21 protein-coding genes and 1 other RNA gene are annotated in these 20,529 nt (G+C 69.8%); 8 read left to right on the top strand and 14 right to left on the bottom strand.

What is annotated here, in order from left to right:
• Positions 1–249 precede the first annotated feature (249 nt).
• Both BJY16_RS13010 and BJY16_RS13005 read right to left on the bottom strand, forming a co-directional pair.
• Complete coding sequence (locus BJY16_RS13010) at positions 250–666, bottom strand: hypothetical protein (protein WP_185039709.1); 417 nt, start codon at positions 664–666, stop codon at positions 250–252.
• 90 nt (positions 667–756) lie between these two features.
• A complete protein-coding gene (locus BJY16_RS13005; protein ID WP_185039708.1) occupies positions 757–2,223 on the bottom strand; it encodes an MFS transporter in 1,467 nt (488 codons plus the stop codon).
• 452 nt (positions 2,224–2,675) lie between these two features.
• Here BJY16_RS13005 and BJY16_RS13000 point away from each other — a divergent pair, with 452 nt between their 5' ends.
• The 4 genes from BJY16_RS13000 (at position 2,676) to BJY16_RS48950 (ending at position 3,891) form a co-directional block, all read left to right on the top strand.
• Positions 2,676–2,927, top strand: a complete 252-nt coding sequence (locus BJY16_RS13000) for a type II toxin-antitoxin system Phd/YefM family antitoxin (RefSeq protein WP_185039707.1) — start codon at positions 2,676–2,678, stop codon at positions 2,925–2,927.
• Positions 2,924–3,298 carry a type II toxin-antitoxin system VapC family toxin gene (locus BJY16_RS12995; RefSeq protein WP_185039706.1) on the top strand — a complete coding sequence of 125 codons (375 nt, stop codon included), beginning with the start codon at positions 2,924–2,926 and terminating at the stop codon, positions 3,296–3,298. The genes BJY16_RS13000 and BJY16_RS12995 overlap by 4 nt, the downstream gene beginning before the upstream one ends.
• Positions 3,299–3,459: 161 nt before the next feature.
• Complete coding sequence (locus BJY16_RS12990; protein ID WP_185039705.1) at positions 3,460–3,672, top strand: type II toxin-antitoxin system HicB family antitoxin; 213 nt, start codon at positions 3,460–3,462, stop codon at positions 3,670–3,672.
• A gap of 30 nt (positions 3,673–3,702) precedes the next feature.
• A complete protein-coding gene (locus tag BJY16_RS48950; protein WP_203759041.1) occupies positions 3,703–3,891 on the top strand; it encodes a type II toxin-antitoxin system HicA family toxin in 189 nt (62 codons plus the stop codon).
• Positions 3,892–4,202: 311 nt separating this feature from the next.
• Here the strand turns inward: BJY16_RS48950 and ssrA are convergent.
• The 8 genes from ssrA to BJY16_RS12945 all read right to left on the bottom strand — a co-directional run bounded on the left by ssrA (position 4,203) and on the right by BJY16_RS12945 (position 10,658).
• Positions 4,203–4,584: a transfer-messenger RNA gene (ssrA, locus tag BJY16_RS12980) on the bottom strand.
• Between the two features lie 26 nt (positions 4,585–4,610).
• On the bottom strand, positions 4,611–5,279 hold the full coding sequence (locus BJY16_RS12975) for a cellulose binding domain-containing protein (RefSeq protein ID WP_185039704.1): 669 nt from the start codon (positions 5,277–5,279) through the stop codon (positions 4,611–4,613).
• A gap of 77 nt (positions 5,280–5,356) precedes the next feature.
• A complete protein-coding gene (gene smpB, locus BJY16_RS12970; RefSeq protein WP_185039703.1) occupies positions 5,357–5,833 on the bottom strand; it encodes an SsrA-binding protein SmpB in 477 nt (158 codons plus the stop codon).
• A gap of 34 nt (positions 5,834–5,867) precedes the next feature.
• On the bottom strand, positions 5,868–7,115 hold the full coding sequence (locus BJY16_RS12965; RefSeq protein WP_185039702.1) for a M23 family metallopeptidase: 1,248 nt from the start codon (positions 7,113–7,115) through the stop codon (positions 5,868–5,870).
• Between the two features lie 99 nt (positions 7,116–7,214).
• Positions 7,215–8,090 (bottom strand): permease-like cell division protein FtsX, encoded by an 876-nt coding sequence (ftsX, locus tag BJY16_RS12960; protein WP_185039701.1) that lies wholly within the window; start codon positions 8,088–8,090, stop codon positions 7,215–7,217.
• 66 nt (positions 8,091–8,156) lie between these two features.
• Positions 8,157–8,837, bottom strand: a complete 681-nt coding sequence (gene ftsE, locus BJY16_RS12955; protein WP_185039700.1) for a cell division ATP-binding protein FtsE — start codon at positions 8,835–8,837, stop codon at positions 8,157–8,159.
• A 140-nt stretch (positions 8,838–8,977) separates the two neighbouring features.
• A complete protein-coding gene (gene prfB, locus BJY16_RS12950; RefSeq protein WP_185039699.1) occupies positions 8,978–10,090 on the bottom strand; it encodes a peptide chain release factor 2 in 1,113 nt (370 codons plus the stop codon).
• Between the two features lie 52 nt (positions 10,091–10,142).
• Entirely contained in the window at positions 10,143–10,658 is a 516-nt protein-coding gene (locus tag BJY16_RS12945) for a PadR family transcriptional regulator (protein ID WP_185039698.1), read from the bottom strand.
• A 350-nt stretch (positions 10,659–11,008) separates the two neighbouring features.
• On the opposite strand from BJY16_RS12945, the gene BJY16_RS12940 reads away from it, so the two are divergent.
• Complete coding sequence (locus BJY16_RS12940) at positions 11,009–11,953, top strand: hypothetical protein (protein ID WP_185039697.1); 945 nt, start codon at positions 11,009–11,011, stop codon at positions 11,951–11,953.
• Here the strand turns inward: BJY16_RS12940 and BJY16_RS12935 are convergent.
• A complete protein-coding gene (locus tag BJY16_RS12935) occupies positions 11,950–12,480 on the bottom strand; it encodes a DUF6912 family protein (protein ID WP_185039696.1) in 531 nt (176 codons plus the stop codon). The two genes, BJY16_RS12940 and BJY16_RS12935, sit on opposite strands and share 4 nt — an antisense overlap.
• 148 nt (positions 12,481–12,628) lie before the next feature.
• On the opposite strand from BJY16_RS12935, the gene BJY16_RS12930 reads away from it, so the two are divergent.
• Complete coding sequence (locus BJY16_RS12930) at positions 12,629–12,856, top strand: helix-turn-helix domain-containing protein (RefSeq protein WP_185039695.1); 228 nt, start codon at positions 12,629–12,631, stop codon at positions 12,854–12,856.
• A 123-nt stretch (positions 12,857–12,979) separates the two neighbouring features.
• Entirely contained in the window at positions 12,980–13,885 is a 906-nt protein-coding gene (locus BJY16_RS46410) for an Rv3235 family protein (protein WP_239177394.1), read from the top strand.
• 524 nt (positions 13,886–14,409) lie between these two features.
• On the opposite strand, the gene BJY16_RS12920 is transcribed toward BJY16_RS46410, so the two are convergent.
• Together BJY16_RS12920 and secA are read right to left on the bottom strand one after the other, a co-directional pair.
• Complete coding sequence (locus BJY16_RS12920) at positions 14,410–15,480, bottom strand: IS110 family RNA-guided transposase (RefSeq protein ID WP_185046419.1); 1,071 nt, start codon at positions 15,478–15,480, stop codon at positions 14,410–14,412.
• A 226-nt stretch (positions 15,481–15,706) separates the two neighbouring features.
• A complete protein-coding gene (gene secA / locus BJY16_RS12915; protein WP_185039694.1) occupies positions 15,707–18,622 on the bottom strand; it encodes a preprotein translocase subunit SecA in 2,916 nt (971 codons plus the stop codon).
• Positions 18,623–18,806: 184 nt separating this feature from the next.
• On the opposite strand from secA, the gene BJY16_RS12910 reads away from it, so the two are divergent.
• Positions 18,807–19,898, top strand: coding sequence for a GNAT family N-acetyltransferase (locus BJY16_RS12910; protein ID WP_185039693.1), 1,092 nt, complete (start codon positions 18,807–18,809; stop codon positions 19,896–19,898).
• On the opposite strand, the gene hpf is transcribed toward BJY16_RS12910, so the two are convergent.
• Entirely contained in the window at positions 19,882–20,499 is a 618-nt protein-coding gene (hpf, locus tag BJY16_RS12905) for a ribosome hibernation-promoting factor, HPF/YfiA family (RefSeq protein WP_185039692.1), read from the bottom strand. The genes BJY16_RS12910 and hpf overlap by 17 nt on opposite strands.
• Positions 20,500–20,529: the final 30 nt, after the last annotated feature.

Below are 20,529 nucleotides of genomic sequence, written 5' to 3'. Positions count from 1 at the left end.
CACGGTCTTGTGGATCCTGCGGAAAACGCGTGAATGACGGGACAGAGGGCTGATACCTCTCAATGCGGGGAACCTCGCCGGCGGCAACCTGCGCCGTACGGTTCTGAAGAGAAACGTAAATGCCCGGCGAGCGCCGGGCAATGGATTGCGGGTGTCCGCTGGCGGCATTGCCGCTTTAGGACACGGCGGGGACGCCGACGAAAAAGCGCCGGCCTCCCCGTACGGGGAGGCCGGCGCCGGTGCTGTCGGTCAGGCGGTCAGCAGACCGATCCCGAGCGTGGCCACCCCCACCGCGAGCAGCAGCGCACCCAGGTAGACCATGGCGATCGCGCCGTTCGGCTCGGTCCTGTCACGCCCGGCCGAGGCGGCGAAGAAACCACCGGACATCACCGCCGCGGCCGCTGGGACACAGATCCGGGCGACCCATCCGGCGGCCCCGTCCAGGCCGCCCAGATCGGCCAGGACCAGAGTGATCAGGCTCAGAATGACCAGCACCCCGGCGTGCCCGTGACCGGCTCGGGCGAACGATTTCTGAAATGGCGTCATCTCCACCGCGCCGCGCGCGATCTTGGTCATGAACCAACCACCGATCTCAATGGTGACGATGGTCAGCAGGACAACTCCGGCGATGATTCGACTGGCATCGCTCAGGTACGGGTCGCTCATGTCTCTCCTGGTTGCCTTTCTTCAGGCCGGAACACATACGCGGACCGGGGCGCCGCCTGGTCCAGCGACGCCCACCTATGATCCAGAACCCTAACGGGAAATCGGCGGCGCCGGTGACTGCGCCGGGCGCGCCGGGCGCAGCAGTACCGCCGCCACCAGCGCCGCGCCGAGCAGGAAGGTGCCGGCCGCGACGGCGAGCGCGGTGTGCACCCCGCTGGTGAAGGCGGCGTCGATGGCGTCGCCGATCGCGGCGTTGCCGCTCGACCCGGTACGCCCGGACGCCACCGCCGAGGTGACCGCATCCGCGGCCGGGGCGGGCACCCCGGCGTCCCGCAGCGCGTCCGGCAGCTCCCCGGCGAACCGGCGGGCCAGCACCGCGCCGAGCACCGCGGTACCGAACACCGAACCCAGCTGGCGGAACACGGTGACCGCCGCGGACGCGCCCGGCGCCCGGGGCGGCGGCACCACGGCCAGCGCGGCCGCCGTCGAGGGCGCCACCACGAGACCGCAGCCCAGCCCGGTCAGCCCGAGCGCCAGCGCCGCCCGCCAGTAGGGCGAGCCCGGGTCCTCGGCCAGCAGCGCGAGCGCGCCGGCGCCGGCCGCCAGCAGCCCGGTCAGCAGCAGCCGGGCGGCCGGGATCCGTCCGGCGAGCGCGCCGACCGCCACCGTCGCGACCAGGAACGACAAGGTCAGCGCCAGCAGGCGCACGGCGGCGCCCAGCGGGTCGAACCCGTCGACTCGCTGCAGGTAGAGGATCTGCAGGTAGCTGACCCCGACGAAACCGAACAGGCCGATCCCGGCGACCAGCAGCGCGACCGCGGGCCGGGCCTCCCGCAGCAGCGCCAGGTCGAACATCGGCGCCGCGCGCCGGCGCTCCACCAGCACGAAGCCGGCCAGGCAGAGCACCGCCAGCAGCAGCGCCCCGGCCACCATCGGCTCGGTGTAGCTCTCCCGCCCACCGACCGCGATCCCGTAGACCAGCGAGCCCAGCCCGGCAACCGCAAGAAGCTGTCCCGGTACGTCCAGCCGCCGCCCGGGCATCCGCGACTCGGTCACGGCGAACCAGGTGACCGCGACGGTCGCCACCGCCACCGGCAGGTTGATCAGGTACGCGGCGTGCCAGCCGGCCCCGCGCACCACCAGCGCGCCGAGCAGCGGCCCCAGCGCCAGCCCCAGCCCGGAGGCGGACACCCAGACGGCGATCATCCGGGCCCGGACCGCCGGGTTCGCGAAGGTCACCACCAGGATCGCCAGCGACGTGGGCAGGATCAGCGCCCCGCCGAGCCCACTGATCGCCCGCCCCACCAGCACCTGCCCGAACCCGCCGGCGGTAGCCACCACCAGGTCGCCGGCCACCATCGCGCCGACCCCGGCGAGAAAGACGGCCCGCCGCCCCAGCCGGTCGCCCAGCGCCCCACCGGACAGCACGAGCGCCGCCACCACCAGCGCGTACAGACTCGACACCCAGCTCAGGTCCCCGGGCGCCACCGCATACTCCCGCTGGATCGGCTGCAGCGTAGCGATAGCCGCCGTAACCTCGACAAAGCTCATAGCCATGCCAAGGCACACCGCCACCACAATCAGCCGCTGCCGCCCAGCCGACACGGCGGGCCCCGCGGGCCCCGCCGAAAGCGGCGCCCCACCGGACACGGCCTGCCCATCCGAACGCGGCGCCCCACCGGACACGGATTGCCCAGCGGAAACGGCAGGCTCACCGGAAGCGGCGGGCCGCCCCGCCACACCAGATCGCGGCGGATCCTCGGTCTTCATCGTCCGGCCCTCCCGGGTTCCGAGATCAGTTCCACCCACTCCAGATCCCCACCCCCACCCGATCCGGACAAGAACCCCCAAAAAAGCTGCCATCGGAGTCCCGAAAGGCGGACTTCGTACCCAAAAGAGCTAGCTTGAAGAAGTCTCCCTGCCCGGCCAAGGAGGTTCGCGCCGCTCAGCGTCCGTATCTCGCGCAGCGCTCGGCCGCCGGGCTAACCTCTTAGCTAAGGAGGCCGCCGATGCCGGAAGCAGCCGCGCAGTTCAACATCCACGACGCGAAGACGAACCTTTCGCGGATCATCGACCGCGTCGAGCACGGCGAAGAGATCATCATCAGCCGGGCCGGCACGCCCGTCGCCAAGGTGATCCCGCTCAACCGCCGGGTCGACAGGTCCGGCCGAGGCTCTCTTGCCGGCCAGCTCGTCATGGCCGACGACTGGGACTCCCCCGCGACGAACGAATCCATCGCCCGGGATTTCGGTCTCGCATGAGCCTGCTGCTGGACACCCACATCGTGCTCTGGTGGCTCACCGACGACCCGACGCTCGCCGCCGAGATCAAGGAACGACTCGACCACGAGCCGGACGTCTACATCAGCCCAGCAACAATCTGGGAGGTAGCCATCAAGCAGTCGATCGGCAAGCTGGAGAAGCCGGCCGACCTCCCCGAGCGCATCCGCGACAGCGGCTTCCGGCATCTGGACGTCTCCGCCGAACACGCCATCGCCGCAGGACGCCTCCCGCTCATTCACCGAGACCCGTTCGACCGCATGCTCATCGCCCAGGCCCAGGTCGAACGCATGACGCTGGTGACCCGCGACGCCGAGATACCAAAATACGACATCGACGTCCTGCCCGCGTAGGACCACCGGAGCACAGCATGGCCGGTCCGCTCCTGGCGAGCGCTCGCAGCGCCCGACGAAGCCCACACCGAACCAGGAACGCAGAGACACGCTCGGGCAACCGGACATCGTCGGCGGCCGCCTAGAATGAGGACCCTGAGCGCACCCTGCGGGAGACACCCATGACCCGAACGCTGACCGCCGCAGTTCACCAGGAAGACGACTGGTTCGTCGCCCGCTGCCTGGAACTCGACGTGGCTAGCCAAGGCGAGACCCTGGACGAGGCTCTGGCGAATCTTCGCGAAGCGGTGGAGTTGTACCTGGAGCAGGTCTCTCAGCCTCAGATCGAGGCGACGCCGTTCGTGACCGCATTCCAGATCGCCTCGGCCGCATGAGTCCAGCTCTAGCCGATCTCCCTCTCCGAAGTGGTGGACGCCCTTAACAGGGCGGGTTTCGTCCACGTTCGCACCAAAGGCAGCCACGCCGTCTACCAACATCCGAACGGCCGGGTCGCGGTGGTTCCCCAGCACCCTACGGTCAAACGCGGAACCCTCGCCTCGATCCTCCGCCAGGCCGGCCTGACCACAGCCGAATTCCTCAAGCTCCTACGGTGAAGCCCTCAAATGCCTGGTCCATTGCAGGTGCCCACACATAAGTCGATCCCGGCCTCCGGCTCAGGCAGGGCTCGCGACGCCGGGCTGCCGAAATACGACATCCACATCCCGCCCGCGTGGATCCATCAGGTCCGGGAAAGCCCGGTTCGCTCTTGACGAGCGCGCGCAGCGCTCATGCGGCCCACAGCGAACCGCAAGCAAGCGCCGCCATCCCAACCCCGTAACGCGGGGTTTCCGGGGGCTCGGCCCCCGGAGCAGACAAACCGAAACGGCCCCCGGCTCGCGCTGTCCGCGAGCAGGGGGCCGCAATGCCGTGGAGGTGCCGGGAATCGAACCCGGGTCCTTCGTTGTTTTGTCAGGGCTTCTCCGAGCGCAGCTCACTATGTCCCTACTCGGCCCTCCGACTCACGTGAGCAAGTTCGGACGACGGGCCCAGTCGCTGATTGATCTCGCCGCACGGTCCCCGCGACCGGGACCGATTGGCCAGCCTCCTAGCTGATGCCGGCAGCTGGGACGGAGGCGCTCCCAGACCGACAGACCACGCTACTTGCCTCAGGCGGCGAGAGCGTACTGGTCAGCGTCAAACTTTTCGTTGGCGCTTATAAGTTTCCGACGACCGATTCTCGAGACGACGTCGGCTTCCTCGGCTCGCTTCCCCTGTCTCCACGTACGAAGTCGAAACCAGTCACCCCCTGGATCAGTGCCACAGCTCGACAATCTTAGCTCACCGAACAGCTGCCGCCGACAACCGTGCACCCGGTCGGCTTGATCCGGTCGGCGGTGCCCTTGCCGCTCTGGAAGCCGACCGTGATCGAGCGGCCGGGACCGACCTGGATGCCGCTGAGCGTGATCGTGTTTCCGCTGCTGGTGCCCCGGGCGTTCCAGGTGCCGCCGATGCTGACCGGGGACGGGTAGGTCAGGGTGATCGTCGCCTCGTGCGCCTGGGTGCCCTTGTTGGTGATCTGCAGCGAGGCGACGAAGGCACGGTCCCAGGAGCTGACCGTGGAGTAGGTCACGCTCAGGTCCTGCGGGGCGGGCGGCGGCACGGTGGTCCGGCTCGGCGACGGCTTCGGGCTCTTGCTGGTCTTCGACGGGGCCGGCGACGCGGAGCTCTTCGAGGGCGAGGCCGACGAGGACGCCGAGGCGGACGGCGACACGGGGCGCGACGGCGTGGCGGTGGCCACCGGCGACCCGGAGAGCCGCGGAGCGGTGGTCGACTCGGCGGCTCGCAGGTTGGCCGAGGGCTGCACGATCACCGGGGTGTCATCGGCCTCGGCCGGGCCGCCGGCCCGCACCGCGATGAACCCCACCAGGCCGACCAGGACGGCGGCGGCCAGGCCGAGCACCGAGCGGGCGATGAAGAACTGGCGGTCTCTGTGCTTGGACAACGGCAGGTCTCCCCGCAGACGAGTCGAGCTCGGGCGAGCGCGAAGTGATCAACAAGCCTGGCGGGGCAGGATACCCCTCAGCCCATGCCTTTGGCACGGCGGCCCATGGCCCGGTTGATCTCGCGTTTCGCGTCCCGCTCGGCCATGTCCTGGCGCTTGTCGTAGCTCTTCTTGCCCTTGGCGACGCCGAGCTCGACCTTCGCGTACCCGTTCTGGAAGTAGACCGAGAGCGGGACCAGGGTGACGCCGTCGTCCCGCAGCTTGCCCATGATCTTGTGGATCTCGTCGCGCTTGAGCAGCAGCTTGCGCACCCGGCGGGGCTCGTGGTTGGTCCAGGTGCCCTGCGTGTACTCCGGGATGTGCATGCCGTGCAGGAAGATCTCGCCGTGGTTCTCGTGGCCGAACGCGTCGACCAGCGAGGAGCGCCCGGCGCGCAGCGATTTCACCTCGGTGCCGGTCAGCACCATGCCGGCCTCGTAGGTGTCGAGGATGGCGTAGTCGTGGTACGCCTTGCGGTTGGAGGCGACGAGCTTGCGCCCCTGTTCCCGTGGCATACCAGCAGTCCCCCCGATCGATCGACCAGGAAGTCTAACAAAGGCAGGACGGCAGATAGTTCAGCGGATTCCGCGGCGCTCCGCCGAACCGGGTCTCGAAGTGCAGGTGCGCGCCGGTGGAGGCGCCGGTCGAGCCGACCTTCCCGATCACCTCGCCCTGCCGGACGTACTGGCCGACGTGCACGTAGATCCGGGACTGGTGGCCGTAACAGGTGGAGAAGCCGGTACCCATCACCCGGCCGTGGCTGATGCAGGTGTAGTTGCCGTATCCGCCGTTCCACCCGGCCTGGATCACCCGGCCGGCCGCGGCGGCCCGGATCGGGGTGCCCGACCCGGCGGCGAAGTCGGTCCCGGCGTGTAGCTGCCAGACCCGGTAGTACGGGTCGTAGCGGTTGCCGTAGTCACTGCTCTTCCAGCCGTGCACCGGCATCAGCAGCCGCCCGTGGTAGCGCCCGGTGTAGCCGGACCGGTGCTCCCAGCCGCGCATGCTGGAGCGCACCCTGCGCTCGGCGGCGAGCGCGGCCCGGTACTGGGCCAGCACGCCGGCCCGCTGCGCGTTGGCCGCGCTGAGCGCCGCCCGGCGGGACAGCACCAGCTGGTAGACGTCGCGCCGGGCGCGGACCGCGTCCACCTGGGCGCTCTGCGCGGCGCGCAGCTTGGCGGCGGCCTCCGACTCGGCCGCCTCGGCCTGCCGTTTCGCCGCGCCGGCCCGGTCCTGGGCGGCGCGGGCCGCGCGGCGGGCCCCGATCAGCTGCCGCATGTCCGCGTTCTCCTGGTGGACCAGCTGGTCGACCAGGGTCATCCGGTCCATCAGGTCGACCGGGGCGGTGGCCGAGACCAGCAGGTTGAGCCGGCTGACCGAGCCGCCCATGTAGCTGGACCGGGCGATCCCGGCGACCCGCTCGCGGGCCGCGGCCACCCGGTCCTGGGCGGCCGCCCAGTCCGCGGCGATCCGCTGGTAGCTCTGCCGGGCGGCGGCGGCCCGGTCCCGCGCGGTGTCCGCCTCCACCCGGGTGGCGATCACCACGCCGCGGGCGACGGCCACCCGGTGCTGGGCGCCCGGCAGCGCGGACGAGGCGAGGGCGAGACGGCGGGCGGCGGCCCGGGCGGTGGCGCCGGCGTTCTCCAGCAGCGCCTCGGCCCGGCGGACCGCCTCGGCGGCCCGGGCGGCGTCGTCCCGGTCGGTCCGGGCGGCCGCCACGGCCGGGGCGGGCCCCAGGCCGACGACGGTGAGCAGGCAGAGGACGGCGGCCAGCAGGGACTTCAGGCGACGATACCTCACGAAAAGTCACCGTACTCTGACCAAACGCCCGCTAGGCCGCAAAAGCCACGAAAGCCGCGCCCGGGCGGGAGCGCGGCTTTCGTACCGAAAACTCGGTGGTCAGACCTTGAGGTAGAAGCGCAGCGTGACCCACGCGGTCACCGCGCTGACCAGCGCTCCGACGCCGGCCAGCAGGGGCAGCATCAGCCAGACGTTCCCGCTCGGCACGGGTGTCAGGATCGCGGTCAGGGCCTGGAGCTTGTTGTCCAACAGCACGATCTTGCCGATGAACAGGGCGACGAACCCGAGGATCGCGCCGATCAGGCCGGCGACCACCGCCTCCAGGACGAACGGGGCCTGGATGAACCAGTTCGACGCGCCGACCAGCTTCATCACCGCGACCTCGCGGCGCTTGCTGTAGGCGGCCACCTGGATGGTGTTACCGACCAGCAACAGGGCGGCGAACGCCATCACCGCGGCGACCACGAGTGACATCAGCTGAACCGAGTTGAAGATGTTGAACACCTTCTGCAACAGCTCGCGCTGGTCGATGATCCGCTGGATGCCCGGCTCGCCCTCCAGGGTCTTGGCGAACTGGTCGTAGGCCTCGGGGTTCTTCAGCTTCACCCGGTACGACTCGGGCAGGCTGTTGACGTTGACCGCGGCCACGAAGTCGGGCGAGTCGGCGTAGAGCACCTTGAAGCGCTCGAGCGCCTGCTCCTTGGTCTCGTAGGAGCTCTCCTTGACCAGCGGGTTCTCGTCGATCTTCTGCTTGATCGCCTGCCGCTGACCGTCGGTCACGTTGTCGACCAGGAAGATCGAGACCTCGATCTCGCCGTAGTAGAAGTCCTTCATGCGGTCGACCTGCAGGTACATCAGCACGCTGGCGCCCAGCATGGTCAGCGAGACCGACATGGTGATGATCATGGCGACCGACATGGTGACGTTTCGCCACAGGCCCACCAGGACCTCGTTGAGGACATACTTCACGCGCATCGGGGGGATCCTTCCGGGACTCCGCGTGTCACTGGTTCAGCGTTGATAGATAGGGCGGAGCCGGTCTCAGCCGTAAACACCGCGTGCCTGGTCACGGACGATCCGCCCGCTCTCGATCTCGATGACCCGGCGGCGCATCTGGTTGACGATGTTGGAGTCGTGCGTGACCATCACGACGGTCGTGCCGGTCCGGTTGATCCGGTCCAGCAACCGCATGATCTCGATCGAGGTGTCCGGGTCGAGGTTACCGGTGGGCTCGTCGGCCAGGAGGATCAACGGGCGGTTCACGAAGGCCCGGGCCACCGCGACACGCTGCTGCTCACCACCGGAGAGCTCGTGCGGGTAGCGGTGCTCCTTGCCGCCCAGGCCGACCAGCTCGAGCACCTCGGGGACGACGCGCCGGGCGACGGCCTTGGTCTTGCCGATGACCTCAAGGGCAAACGCGACATTTTCGTACGCGGTGCGGTTGGGGAGCAGCCGGAAGTCCTGGAACACACAGCCGATCGAGCGGCGGAACTGCGGGATCTTCCAGGAGCGCAGCGTAGTGACGTCCTTGGCGTTCACCACCACCTTGCCGCGGGTCGCCTGGACCTCCTTCAGCAGCAGCTTGATGATCGTGGACTTGCCAGAACCGGAGGGGCCGATGAAGAAGACGAACTCACCCTTCTCGATCCCGACGCTGACATTGTCCAACGACGGCCGAGACGCCTTCGGATACGTCTTCGTCACGTTCTCGAGCTGAATCACGGGACTGGAGTCTACGCGGTGTAACGAAATCGCCAAGTCCGCTGGGGTCGGGAATCTTCGCCACCTGCGGCAACAGCAAAACCGAACGGCCCCCACCTGACCGAGCGCTCAGGTGGGGTCGCTCACCGTGATGGATCTCGCTAGCTGGCAACCTGATTCTGCTTGCGCCAACGGATGCCCGCCTCGATGAAGCCGTCCACATCGCCGTCGAAGACCGACGAGGGGTTGCCGACTTCGTACTCAGTGCGCAAATCCTTCACCATTTGGTACGGGTGCAGGACGTACGAACGCATCTGGTCGCCCCACGATCCGGTGGTGTCCTGCTTCAGATCGGCCATCTTCGCCTGCTCCTCCTGGCGCTTGCGCTCCAGGAGGCGGGCCTGGAGGACCCGCATGGCGGCCGCTTTGTTCTGCAGCTGCGACTTCTCGTTCTGACAGGACGCCACGATGCCGGTCGGGATGTGGGTCAGCCGGACCGCCGAGTCGGTGGTGTTGACGCTCTGCCCACCGGGGCCGGACGACCGGTACACGTCGACGCGGATCTCGTTCTCCGGGATGTCGATGTGGTCGGTCTGCTCCACCACCGGCATCACCTCGACCCCGGCGAAGCTGGTCTGCCGGCGGCCCTGGTTGTCGAACGGGCTGATCCGGACCAGCCGGTGGGTGCCCGACTCGACGCTCAGCGTCCCGTACGCATACGGGACCTTGACCGTGAAGGTGGCCGACTTGAGGCCGGCCTCCTCCGCGTACGACGTGTCGTAGACCTCGGTCGGGTAACCGTGCCGCTCGGCCCAGCGCAGGTACATCCGCATCAGCATCTCGGCGAAGTCGGCGGCGTCGACCCCGCCGGCGCCGGCCCGGATCGCGACCAGGGCCTCGCGGGAGTCGTACTCCCCGGAGAGGAGGGTGCGGACCTCCATCTCCTCGATCGCCTTGGTCAGCGTGGCGATCTCGTCGCCCACCTCGGCGACCGAGGCGGTGTCACCCTCCGCCTCGGCCATCTCCAGCAGCAGGCCGGCGTCGTCGAGCCGGGAGCGCAGCCGCTCCAGCTTGGAGATCTCCCCCGCGACGTACGACAGACGGCTGTTGACCTCCTGCGCGTAGGCCTGGTCGTCCCACAGGTCCGGGGCGGAGGCCTGCTCCTCGAGCTCCGTCTTGTCGCGCCGCAGCTTGTCGACGTCCAAGACGTTCTCGATGTTGCGGAGGGTGGCGTCGAGCGCTTTGAGTTGCTCAGGGAAGTCGGCAGCGGTCACGACACTCAAGAATACGCTTCCCGGCCAGCTCACTGGCCGGGGCGTCGGCAACTCATTCGGACGGAACGGTCTTCAGCCAGCTCAGCGCCGCCTTGTGGTAGGCGACGGCGAACTCCAGGGCGGCCGCGCCGTACGGATCACCGTTCTTCTTCACTTCCTTGGCCTGGTCCTTCGCCATCGCCAGCGCCTCCGCGTGGTACTGGTTGGCGTTGGTGTAGAGCGTCTTCAGCTGGTCCTCACTGTGCTGCTGGCCGAAGGCGACCCGCAGCGCGACCGGGTTGCGCAGCGCGTCACGGCCGGGGGTCTCGGTGAGCCAGCGGCTGAAGGCGCGCTTCCCGGAGGCGGTGATCGCGTAGGGCTGACTGGAACGAGGGCCCGGCTTGCCGAGGCGTACATACCCCATTTCGGCCAGTACGGGCAATTCGCGGTAGACCTGGCTCCGCGTCATCGACCAGTAGGGCCCGAGGCGGCGTTCGGCAGCCGCCATGAGCTGTCCGCCGGTCATCGGCCCCTCGTGAAGCAGGCCGAGCAAGGCGGCAGCCGTGGGATTGATCTGGAAGTCGGGCATGCCTTCTAAGCTGCCACTTTGTCGCAGCCACGTCCAGGATTTCGCACGATCCGTCCAGTTTGCGCCTCCACAAACGACTGTCCCGCACAGACAGTCCGACAACGAGCGCGCAGACCGGGCGTTTCGCGCGCCGCTAGCCACTTGACCAGCTAAAATGGAGCAGCTATTCGGTCAGACAGGCAGGTCGAGGCAGGAAACGCCCATATCTGCGCGAGTCGCCACGCACATTCGGACAATCGGCTCATGTGGGGGTACTCCCACGCTACGGGAGCCGCGACGGTCCCGGTCCCTGCGCACAACGGCCAGGCGGCGGTCCGGTCCCCGCAGCTTCGCCGGTTACCCTGACCCCCATGACCGAGCCCGAGCACCCGTCCGCACCGGAGACCCGCGAGGTCCCGCGGCTCACCGCGATCCTGCTGGCGGCTGCCGCGCTCGTCTGGACGGCCGGCATGCTGCTCTCCGCCCGCATCAAGATCACCGGGTGGGCAGACGCCGAGATGGAGGTCACCTCGACGGCGTACGCGCTGCCCGGCACCGTCTCGGCGGCAATCGTGGCCGGCGCCGCCGTCGCCCTGCTGGTGCTCACCCTGGTCAACGGCCGGCGCACTCTCGGCGCCACCGCCCGGTTCGCCGTCGGCACCGGCAGCGGCCTGCTCACCGGCGTGCTCTGCGCGCTGCCGATCTTCACGATCAACACGGAGGGCACGATCTACGCGGCGGTCGGCGGGACGCTGGCCGCGGCCGCCACCATCGGCGGCGCGCTCGCCGCCTTCCGGATCCCCCCGGTGATCGCGGCCGCCGGCTGGGCGACGCTCGGCGTCTTCCTGATCGGCTCGCTGCTCAACACCAAGCAGATCCAGGACCCGCTGCTCGACCTCCTCGGGAACGATTCGACCGAGGCCGCGGCACATGCCAATCAATACTTTTCGTACGGGCAGTCCGCGCTGAGCGGCGTGGCCGCCGGCCTGATCGCGTTCGCCGTCCTGCGCCGCGCCCGCCGCCGGGCCGGCGCCGACCTGCGCTGGCCGTTCTACCTGATCGCCGGCGCCGGAGCCGGCCTGCTCTCGGTCATCGCCGAGGTGCTCACCCGGACCGCCGGGGCCCAGGTGGTCACCCTGGCCGGCAAGGTCAGCGAGCTGGAGCGGTCGGTGCAGCAGATCCTCAGCACCAACCGGCTCAACAGCGCGCTGATCGTGCTCTTCCTCGGCGCGTTCACCGCGATGGTGGCGGTCGGGCGGACCCTCTCCCCGGCCCCCGACGAGGACGAGGACGAGGACCTCCCGGTCACCTCCTAGATCAGCTCGTCCAGCTCGGAGACCGCGTACCACTCCAGCTCGTGGTCCTCGGCGCCGTCGACGGTGAACTGCGCGTCCGGGTCGCCGGCCAGCGCCTCCTCGACCACCTCGGCGGCCGCCGCGACCGCCTCCATCGCCTCGGCGCCGTCCACGTGGATGCTCGCCACCTGGGACATCAGCACCGGCTCGGGCAGCCGCACGGTGCTCGACCCGAGCTCGACGTCCTCCCGGACCAGGGTGGCCGCCGGCACGTCGGCGGAGACCACCACCCGGCGGCGGGGCGCGGCGACGTCGTACCGCAGCAACTGCAGGGCGCCCTGCGCGGCGCGGGTGAAGGCGACGTACTCCAGCTCCTCCTCGTCGCCCTCGGCGTACCACTCGCGCAGCGCGGGCGTCACGGCGTGCGCCTCGATCGCCCCGTTGCCGAGCCGGCCCTCCGTCCGCAGGAACGCCAGCAACGGCAGGGTGGCCGGCACGTAGACCCGGACCAGCTCGGTGATCGGCACGTCTTCCTCCTGCTTCGCCATCCCGGTCAGTACACCGCCGCCGCGGTCCGGGCGAGGCTCATTCCACCAGGCGTCTCCGGATCGGGGACAGCCGGGAGCCCAGGACAGCCGTTCGGTGGCAAACGGTGGCAAACTCAGGCTGACGAAACGAACGAGGCTGGGAGGCCATGTGGAGGGCCGGTTCCTGTTGCTGTCCGACGTCGCGGCCGAGCTGAACGTCACCGACTCGCAGGTCTATCACATGGTGCGCAGCGGCGAGCTGCCGGCGATCAAGGTGGGCGGCCGCGGCCAGTGGCGGGTCGAGCGCGTCAAGCTGGAGGAATACATCCAGGGCAAGTACGCGGAGACGGCCGCCTGGGTGCGGGAGAACCCGCTCACCGAGCGCGAGCCGGAGTGAGTGGATCGCGCCTTTTGCGGGTTTTTCCGGATGCCCTCCGCCATGTTGACCCACCGTCGCGGCCGGGAGAAGACTGAGGCAGTCGAAAGCAAACGAAGCCAAACGCAAGGATTGGCGGTGGAGATGCGATCGGTGGTCCAGGTTGCGTCCGCCGGGTCGCGGCCGGCGGTTCGCCTGCGCCCGGTGCTTCGGTACGACCCTCCGTTCGACGACGAGATGACGTCGCCGGCGTGGTCGTCCGCGCGGCAGCCGGCCCTGGAGTGGCCGCGCCCGATCCAGCGGGCCCCTTCCGGCCCACCGCCCAGCCCAGCGTTCCCACCAGCCGATCCGTCGGCCCCGGCCGACGCGGCACCGAGCGGTCAGGTGGTCCCGACCGCGGCGGTTCCGGGCGCTCCCGCGGTCCGGGCCGACGCGGCGCCGAGCGATCCAGCGGTCCGAGCGGGCGCGGCGCCGAACGGTCAGGTGGTCCGGCCTGGCGCGGCGCCGAGCGGTCAGGCGGTCCGGGTCGGCGCGACGCCGAGCGGTCAGGCGGTCCGGGTCGGCGCGACGCCGAGCGGTCAGGTGGTCCGGGCCGGCGCGACGCCGAACGGCCAGGTGGCCGGGGGTGCGGAGGTATCGATCGGTCCAGCGGTCCGGGGTGCGGCGGCGCCGGTGGTGGCCGGGCCTTCCGGGGACGCGAAGCTGGCGGTGAAGCGGTTCGTGCACCTCTGTGTCGAGGTGCTGAACGGCTACCGGCCGGCGACCCACCTGCGCGGGCTGTCGTTGCCGGCCGAGGCGGCCGGGGTGGTGGCGCAGGGTCTGGCCGGCGCCCGGCGGGTCGCCCAGTTGCGGCGGGCCCGGCGGCCCGGTGACCGGCGAGCCCAGCGGCCGTCCCCGGTCGGGGTGCTCCGGGTCAACCTCTGCGAGCCGCGGCGCGGGGCGGTCGAGGCCGCGGTCGCCCTGGTCACCGGGGAGCGGACCTGGGCCATGGCGCTCCGCTTGGAGCTGCACGACGACGAGTGGTGCGCCACCACCCTCCGTCTCATCTGAGCCCCGCCGCGCGACTCATCCACGCCGCGCGGCACGGCTCATCCAGGCCGCGCGGCACGGCTCATCACGCCACGCGGCACCACTCATCACGCCACGCGGCGCCACTCATCCGTGCCACGCCGCACGGCTCGTCCACGCCGCGCGGCACGGAGAAGGGCAGCAGGGCATACCCCGGGGCGTCCACTGAGCAGTGGAGGCGGTGGCCGTCCTGGGTTCCACCACGCGCCGACGCCACGACCGGTTCGCGGCGCGGCCCGGTCAGGCCCGGCGCGGTCAGGCCCGACGCGGCGACGGCAGAGCGGGGCGAGTTGGCGCGCTCCCTGGGCGGAAACAAGCGCGGCCCGGCGTGCACCGAGGTGGTCCGGGCCGGGCGACGTCGATTTGGTTCGCGCCCGGGGGAAACGAGCCCCGCGCGGGGCGGAAACGGGCCTCGCCCGGGGTGGAAACGAGCGCCGCCCGGCGCGGACCGAGGTGGTCCGGGCCGGGCGGCGTCGGGATGGTGCGGGTGGATGCTCCTATGGATGTCAAGCGGCGAGTTCAAGATCGTTCATTCTGATGAGTTGGTAGAGCTCGCGGGCGACATATCGCTTAAGGCATCGAATGATTTCTTTCTTCGACATGCCTTCCTTGGTGCGTCGTTGCATGTAGTCGCGGGTGCGGGGATCCCAGCGCAGGCGGCAGAGCACGACGCGGTAGAGGGCGGCGTTGGCCTGTCGGTCGCCGCCACGGTTGAGCCGGTGCCGGGTCGTCTTGCCGGACGAGGCCGGGATCGGTGCAACGCCGCAGAGCATGGCGAACGCCGCCTCGGAGGCGAGCCGGTCGTGGTTCTCCCCGGCACTGACCAGCAACTGCCCGGCGATCTCGGCGCCGACACCGTTGGCGGCCAGCAGGCCGGGGTTGATCGCGGCGACGACCGGCTCGAGCAGCTCGTCGAGGTCGGTGATCTCGGCGGACAGCTGCTGATGGCGGCGGGCCAGACTGCGCAGGGCGAGCTTGACGGCGGTGAGCGGGGTCGCGGCGTCAGCCCGCTCGGGGCGCAGGTTCGCGCAGGTGACGACCAGCTGTTTGACGCTCAGGCCGCGTAGCCGGGCACGCAGCTCGTCGGGAGCGGTGACGATCAGGGTCTTCATCTGGCGCTGGGTGTCGGCGCGCTGTTCGACCGCGCTGCGCCGGGCCACGCGCAGGTTACGTAACGCTTCGACGCGCCCGTCGCGCTGTTTGGGGGTGCCGGTGCGTTCACCAGCCAGCGCGGCCCGGGCGGCTTGGATCGCGTCGATCGGGTCGGATTTTCCCTGGAAGCGGCGGGTCTTACGGTCTGGCCGGTCGACCTCGATCACGTCGGCGTGCTCGTCGCGGAGCAGGCGAGCCAGGCCCGCGCCGTAGGCGCCGGTGCCCTCGACCCCGACCCGGCTGAGCCGGCCGTGCCCGCGTATCCAGGCCAGCAGATCGGCGTAGCCGGCCGCGGTGGCGGGGAACTCATGCGTGCCGAGAACCCGGCCGACCTGGTCGATCACGGCGGCGGTGTGGGTGTCCTGGTGAGTGTCGACGCCACCGAAGACCTCGATCACAGTGTCATCAGGTGTAATGGAAGGCATCGTCGTCCTGTCGTTCGTGACTGGGTGCAGGGCGGCACGCACCAGCCGGGCAACGCGGACAAGACAGAGATGGGGCCTCTAGCCAGGCTCCTATGAAGTCACAACGCCACGCCTGATGAGTGCATGAGCACCTCCCGGCCAGGGTCGACAAATCCCGTTAAGGACCCGAAGTCAGTCAGGCGGAGGGTCAGACCCCGGCGGGAGGTGCTCACCAACATCATCTCTGTCAGGCGGCTCCGCCCGGGGCGCCGTGGCACCGCTTGTACTTCTTGCCCGAGCCGCAGTAGCACGGCGCGTTGCGCGACGGGCCGTTCGACTCGGTGGCCGAGCCGGGCGCCGCGTGCCGGCCGGCGCCGGTGTGCGCGGGGCTGGCCGGGACCGGCGAGCCGCCGGGACCGAAGGCGACCGGCTGCTCCGGCTGCTGCTGGATCACCGGGCGGCCGCCGCCCGCCTCGCCGTCGATGGCCGGCGCGGTGTACTGCAGGTTCTGCGGGCGGTTGCCGCCACCCAGCCCCTTGGCCCGCACCTCGACGTGGTCGTGCGGCTCCTCGACCGGCGCGTCGTCCGGCACCTCGCCGACGGCGGGCAGCTCGTAGGCCTGGCTCGGGTCGACCGTGATGGTGGGCTGCTCCTCGACCTGGACCTCCAGGTTGAAGACGAAGCCGACGGCCTCCTCCTTGATGCCCTCCATCATCTGGTTGAACATGTCGAAGCCCTCGCGCTGGTACTCCACGACCGGGTCGCGCTGCGCGTAGGCCCGCAGGCTGATGCCCTCCTGCAGGTAGTCCATCTCGTAGAGGTGCTCACGCCACTTGCGGTCGATCACCGCGAGCAGCACCTGCCGCTCCAGCTCACGGACCGCCTCGGCGCCCAGCTCGTCCTCCCGGGCCTGGTAGGCGGCCTGCGCGTCCTGCTTGAGCTGCTCGATCAGGAACTCCTGGTCGAGCGAGTTGCGCTCGCCGCCGGACTCCTCGATCAGGTCCTCGATGGTGAGGGTGACCGGGAACAGCCGCTTCAGGTTGGTCCAGAGCTGCTCCAGGTCCCAGTCCTCGGCGTACCCGTCGGCGGTGGCCACGGTGACCACGTCGGTGATCACGTCGTCGATCATGCTGACGATCTGCTCGTGCATGTCCTCGCCGTCGAGCACCCGCTTGCGCTCGGCGTAGATGACCTGCCGCTGCTTGTTCATCACCTCGTCGTACTTCAGCACGTTCTTCCGGATCTCGGCGTTCTGCGCCTCGATCTGGGTCTGCGCGCTGCGGATCTGCCGGGTCACCATCTTCGACTCGATCGGCACGTCCTCGGGGATGTTGAACCGCTCCATGACGGCCTCGACCGCGCCGGCCCGGAACCGCTTCATCAGGTCGTCCTGCAGCGACAGGTAGAACCGGGACTCGCCCGGGTCGCCCTGCCGGCCGGACCGGCCGCGGAGCTGGTTGTCGATCCGGCGGGAGTCGTGCCGCTCGGTGCCCAGCACGTAGAGGCCGCCGGCCGCCTGCACCTCGGCCTGCTCGGCGTCGCAGGCCTCCTTGACGATCGGCAGGACCTCCTCGAGGGCCTTCGCGTACTCCTCCGGGTTCTCCACCGGGTCGAGGCCGCGCTGGGCCAGCTCCTGGGCGGCGAGGAACTCCGGGTTCCCGCCGAGCAGGATGTCGGTGCCACGGCCGGCCATGTTGGTGGCGACCGTGACCGCGCCCTTGCGGCCGGCCTGGGCGATGATCGTGGCCTCCTGCGCGTGGAACTTCGCGTTCAGCACGCTGTGCGGGATGCCGCGGCGGCGCAGCAGGGTGGAGAGGATCTCCGAGTTCTCCACCGAGACCGTGCCGACCAGGACCGGCTGGCCGGTCGCGTGCCGCTCGGCGATGTCCTCGATGACCGCGTTGAACTTGGCCTTCTCGGTCTTGTAGATGACGTCCGGGTGGTCGATCCGGATCATCGGGCGGTGCGTCGGGATGGACACGACGCCGACCTTGTAGACGCTGTTGAACTCGCCGGCCTCGGTCTGCGCCGTACCGGTCATGCCGCCGAGCTTCTTGTAAAGGCGGAAGTAGTTCTGCAGGGTGACGGTCGCCAGGGTCTGGTTCTCCTGCTTGACCTCCACCCCCTCCTTCGCCTCGATGGCCTGGTGCATGCCCTCGTTGTAGCGGCGGCCGTGCAGGATGCGGCCGGTGAACTCGTCGACGATCAGGACCTCGCCCTCCGGGCTGACGATGTAGTCCTTGTCGCGCTTGTAGAGCTCCTTGGCCTTGATCGCGTTGTTCAGGTAACCGACCAGCGGCGTGTTCACCGACTCGTACAGGTTGTCGATGCCGATCCGGTCCTCGACCTTGGCGACGCCGCGCTCGGTGATCGCCACCGTGCGCTTGGCCTCGTCGACCTCGTAGTCGCCGGAGCCGTCCTTGCCCTTCTCCAGCCGCTTCACGATGGCGGCGAACTCGCCGTACCACCGCTGGGAGTGCTCGGCCGGGCCGGAGATGATCAGCGGGGTCCGGGCCTCGTCGATCAGGATCGAGTCCACCTCGTCGACGATCGCGAAGTTGTGACCGCGCTGCACCAGCTCGTCCTTCGACCACGCCATGTTGTCGCGCAGGTAGTCGAAGCCGAACTCGTTGTTCGTCCCGTAGGTGATGTCGCACTGGTAGGCCGCGCGGTGCTCGGCGGCCGGCCGGTTCGGCAGGATCACGCCGACGGTGAGGCCGAGGAAGACGTGCACCCGGCCGACCCACTCGGCGTCGCGCTGGGCCAGGTAGTCGTTGACCGTGATGATGTGCACGCCGTCGCCGCTCAACGCGTTGAGATAGGCGGGGAACACACCGGTCAGGGTCTTGCCCTCACCGGTCTTCATCTCCGGGATGTTGCCGAAGTGCAGCGCGGCGCCACCCATCAGCTGGACGTCGTAGGCCCGCTGGCCGAGCACCCGCTTGGCGCCCTCCCGGGCCACCGCGAACGCCTCGGGCAGCAGCGAGTCGAGCGACTCGCCCTCGGCATAGCGCTCCTTGAACTGCTCGGTGCACTCGCGCAACTCGTCGTCGGTGAGGTCGACGTAGTCATCCTCGATCGAGTTGACCGCGTCCGCGATCGACTTGAGCCGGCGCACCATGCGGCCTTCGCCGGCACGGAGGATCTTTTCCAATATCGACACGGGTCAACGCTCCCCTAGACAGTCTGCCGAACCATCGTAGGCACCTTCTCCCGAAGGCTGTGACCCGAGCCTCCCGCCAAACTCACAAAAGGGACTGAACGGGGCAGGAAGTTCGCTGACAGCGCAGTCGCCGAAGCGTTGAAACGTGTTTCGCGCCCGGGCGCGTCTGCGGAAAGATGGTCCGGTGGATCAGGACAACGGGGTACGGCTGCGGGCCGCCGGCACGTCCGACGAGGCAGCCCTCGCCGCGGCGCGCGACGATCAGCTCGGGCGCCGGTTCCTGCCCTCCGGCACGACCGCGAGCAGCGCTTATTCGTACGCGATAATCGCCGGAGGCGGAGGCGGCCCGGTCGGCGCCGTGGAGCTGGACCACCTGCAACCCGATCTCGGCTCGGGGCAGGTCCGGTTCTGGGTGGGGCCGCAGGCCCGGCGGCGGGGCATCGCGACCGCCGCGCTGCGGGCGCTGAGCGAGGAGATCTTCGCCGGCGCGCCCGGGATCCCCCGGCTGCACCGGCTGGAGCTGCTGATCCACCAGGACAACCCGGTGGCCCAGCGGGTCGCGCTGGCCGCCGGTTACGTGCGCGAGGGCGAGCGGCGCGGCGCGTGGCCGAACCCGGCCGGCGGGCACGACGACGTGCTGGTCTACTCCCGGCTGGCCGGCGACTCCGGCGAGCCGGTCGAGCGGCTGCTGCCCGACCTGCCCGGCGGCGAGCTGTCCGACGGCGTGGTGACGCTGCGCCCGCTCGGCGAGGGCGACGTGGGCTTCTACGCCACCCTGCACAGCGAGCCGGACGTGGTGGCGACCAGCGTGCCGCCGGTGCCGCCGGACCCGGCGGAGGTGCATCGGCGGTGTTTCTGGGCGGCCTCGCACTGGCTGGCCGGCCACCGGGCCGACCTGGTCGTGGTGGACGCCGCGAGCGGCGCCGCGGCCGGCCAGATCTCGTTGTACTACCAGGAGCCGCGCACCGCGCAGGCGATGATCGGCTACAGCATGCTGCCCGAGTTCCGCGGGCGCGGACTGGTGACCCGGGCAGCCAAGCTGGTGGCGCTGTGGGCGTTCGCGGAGACCGGGATCGCCCGGCTGATCGCGGGCACGCTGCCGGACAACGTGGGTTCGCAACGGGTGCTGGAGAAAGCCGGGTTCCGGCGGGAGGCGTACCTGCGCTCCCGGCTGCCCGGTATGGCCGGCACCCGTCACGACGACGTCCAGTTCGTGCTGTTCGCCGAAGACCTGCTGCGGCAGGTCTCCGGCGGGGAACTCACACAGCCAGGCTGAGGATCCCGTAGTCGTAGCCTCGACGGCGGTACACGACGCTGGGCCGGCCGCTCTCCTTGTCCTGGAACAGATAGAAGTCGTGCCCGACGAGTTCCATCTGGAAGAGCGCGTCATCGACGGTCATCGGCTCGCCGGAGTGCTCTTTCTCGCGAACGATCCGCCACGGCTGGCTCTCGTCGTGCTCGGCCAGCTCCTCGACCTCTGGCTCGGCGGTCAGCGTAGCGGCGCCACCCCTGGTCAGGTCGGTGGGAAGGTTCGCGGTGGCGGCGGCGACCGAAACCGGTGCGTGCCGTCCGCGGTGGACGCGGCGCCGGTCGGCGGAACGACGCAACCGGGCGTCCAGTTTGTTGATGGCGCAGTCCAGAGCTGCGTAGAAATCCTGTGCCTGAGCTTCGGCGCGAACCACCGGTCCCTTGGTCAGGACGGTGATCTCGACCCGCTGGCAGGTGTCGGACTGGCGCGGGTTGCGTTCGTGGAACAGCTCCACGTCGACCCGCATCAGCTTCTGGTCGTAACGCTCGACCTTGCTCAGCTTGTCCGCTACATGCTCTCGATAGTGGTCGGGAACCTCTACGTTGCGGCCCTTGACGACAATGTCCACTCGTGACCTCCCCCAACGTGTTCTGCATGG

It is taken from the genome of Actinoplanes octamycinicus, from assembly GCF_014205225.1.
GTDB lineage: Bacteria > Actinomycetota > Actinomycetes > Mycobacteriales > Micromonosporaceae > Actinoplanes > Actinoplanes octamycinicus.
This window is presented reverse-complemented; position numbering and strand designations above follow the sequence as displayed.

What these genes read in the sequence shown, in the direction of transcription:
- BJY16_RS13010 (WP_185039709.1), bottom strand. Translation starts at nt 666, where the DNA reads ATGAGCGACCCGTACCTGAGCGATGCCAGTCGAATCATCGCCGGAGTT.
- BJY16_RS13005 (WP_185039708.1), bottom strand. Translation starts at nt 2,223, where the DNA reads ATGGCTATGAGCTTTGTCGAGGTTACGGCGGCTATCGCTACGCTGCAG.
- BJY16_RS13000 (WP_185039707.1), top strand. Translation starts at nt 2,676, where the DNA reads ATGCCGGAAGCAGCCGCGCAGTTCAACATCCACGACGCGAAGACGAAC.
- BJY16_RS12995 (WP_185039706.1), top strand. Translation starts at nt 2,924, where the DNA reads ATGAGCCTGCTGCTGGACACCCACATCGTGCTCTGGTGGCTCACCGAC.
- BJY16_RS12990 (WP_185039705.1), top strand. Translation starts at nt 3,460, where the DNA reads ATGACCCGAACGCTGACCGCCGCAGTTCACCAGGAAGACGACTGGTTC.
- smpB (WP_185039703.1), bottom strand. Translation starts at nt 5,833, where the DNA reads ATGCCACGGGAACAGGGGCGCAAGCTCGTCGCCTCCAACCGCAAGGCG.
- ftsX (WP_185039701.1), bottom strand. Translation starts at nt 8,090, where the DNA reads ATGCGCGTGAAGTATGTCCTCAACGAGGTCCTGGTGGGCCTGTGGCGA.
- BJY16_RS12945 (WP_185039698.1), bottom strand. Translation starts at nt 10,658, where the DNA reads ATGCCCGACTTCCAGATCAATCCCACGGCTGCCGCCTTGCTCGGCCTG.
- BJY16_RS12940 (WP_185039697.1), top strand. Translation starts at nt 11,009, where the DNA reads ATGACCGAGCCCGAGCACCCGTCCGCACCGGAGACCCGCGAGGTCCCG.
- BJY16_RS12935 (WP_185039696.1), bottom strand. Translation starts at nt 12,480, where the DNA reads ATGGCGAAGCAGGAGGAAGACGTGCCGATCACCGAGCTGGTCCGGGTC.
- BJY16_RS46410 (WP_239177394.1), top strand. Translation starts at nt 12,980, where the DNA reads ATGCGATCGGTGGTCCAGGTTGCGTCCGCCGGGTCGCGGCCGGCGGTT.
- BJY16_RS12920 (WP_185046419.1), bottom strand. Translation starts at nt 15,480, where the DNA reads ATGCCTTCCATTACACCTGATGACACTGTGATCGAGGTCTTCGGTGGC.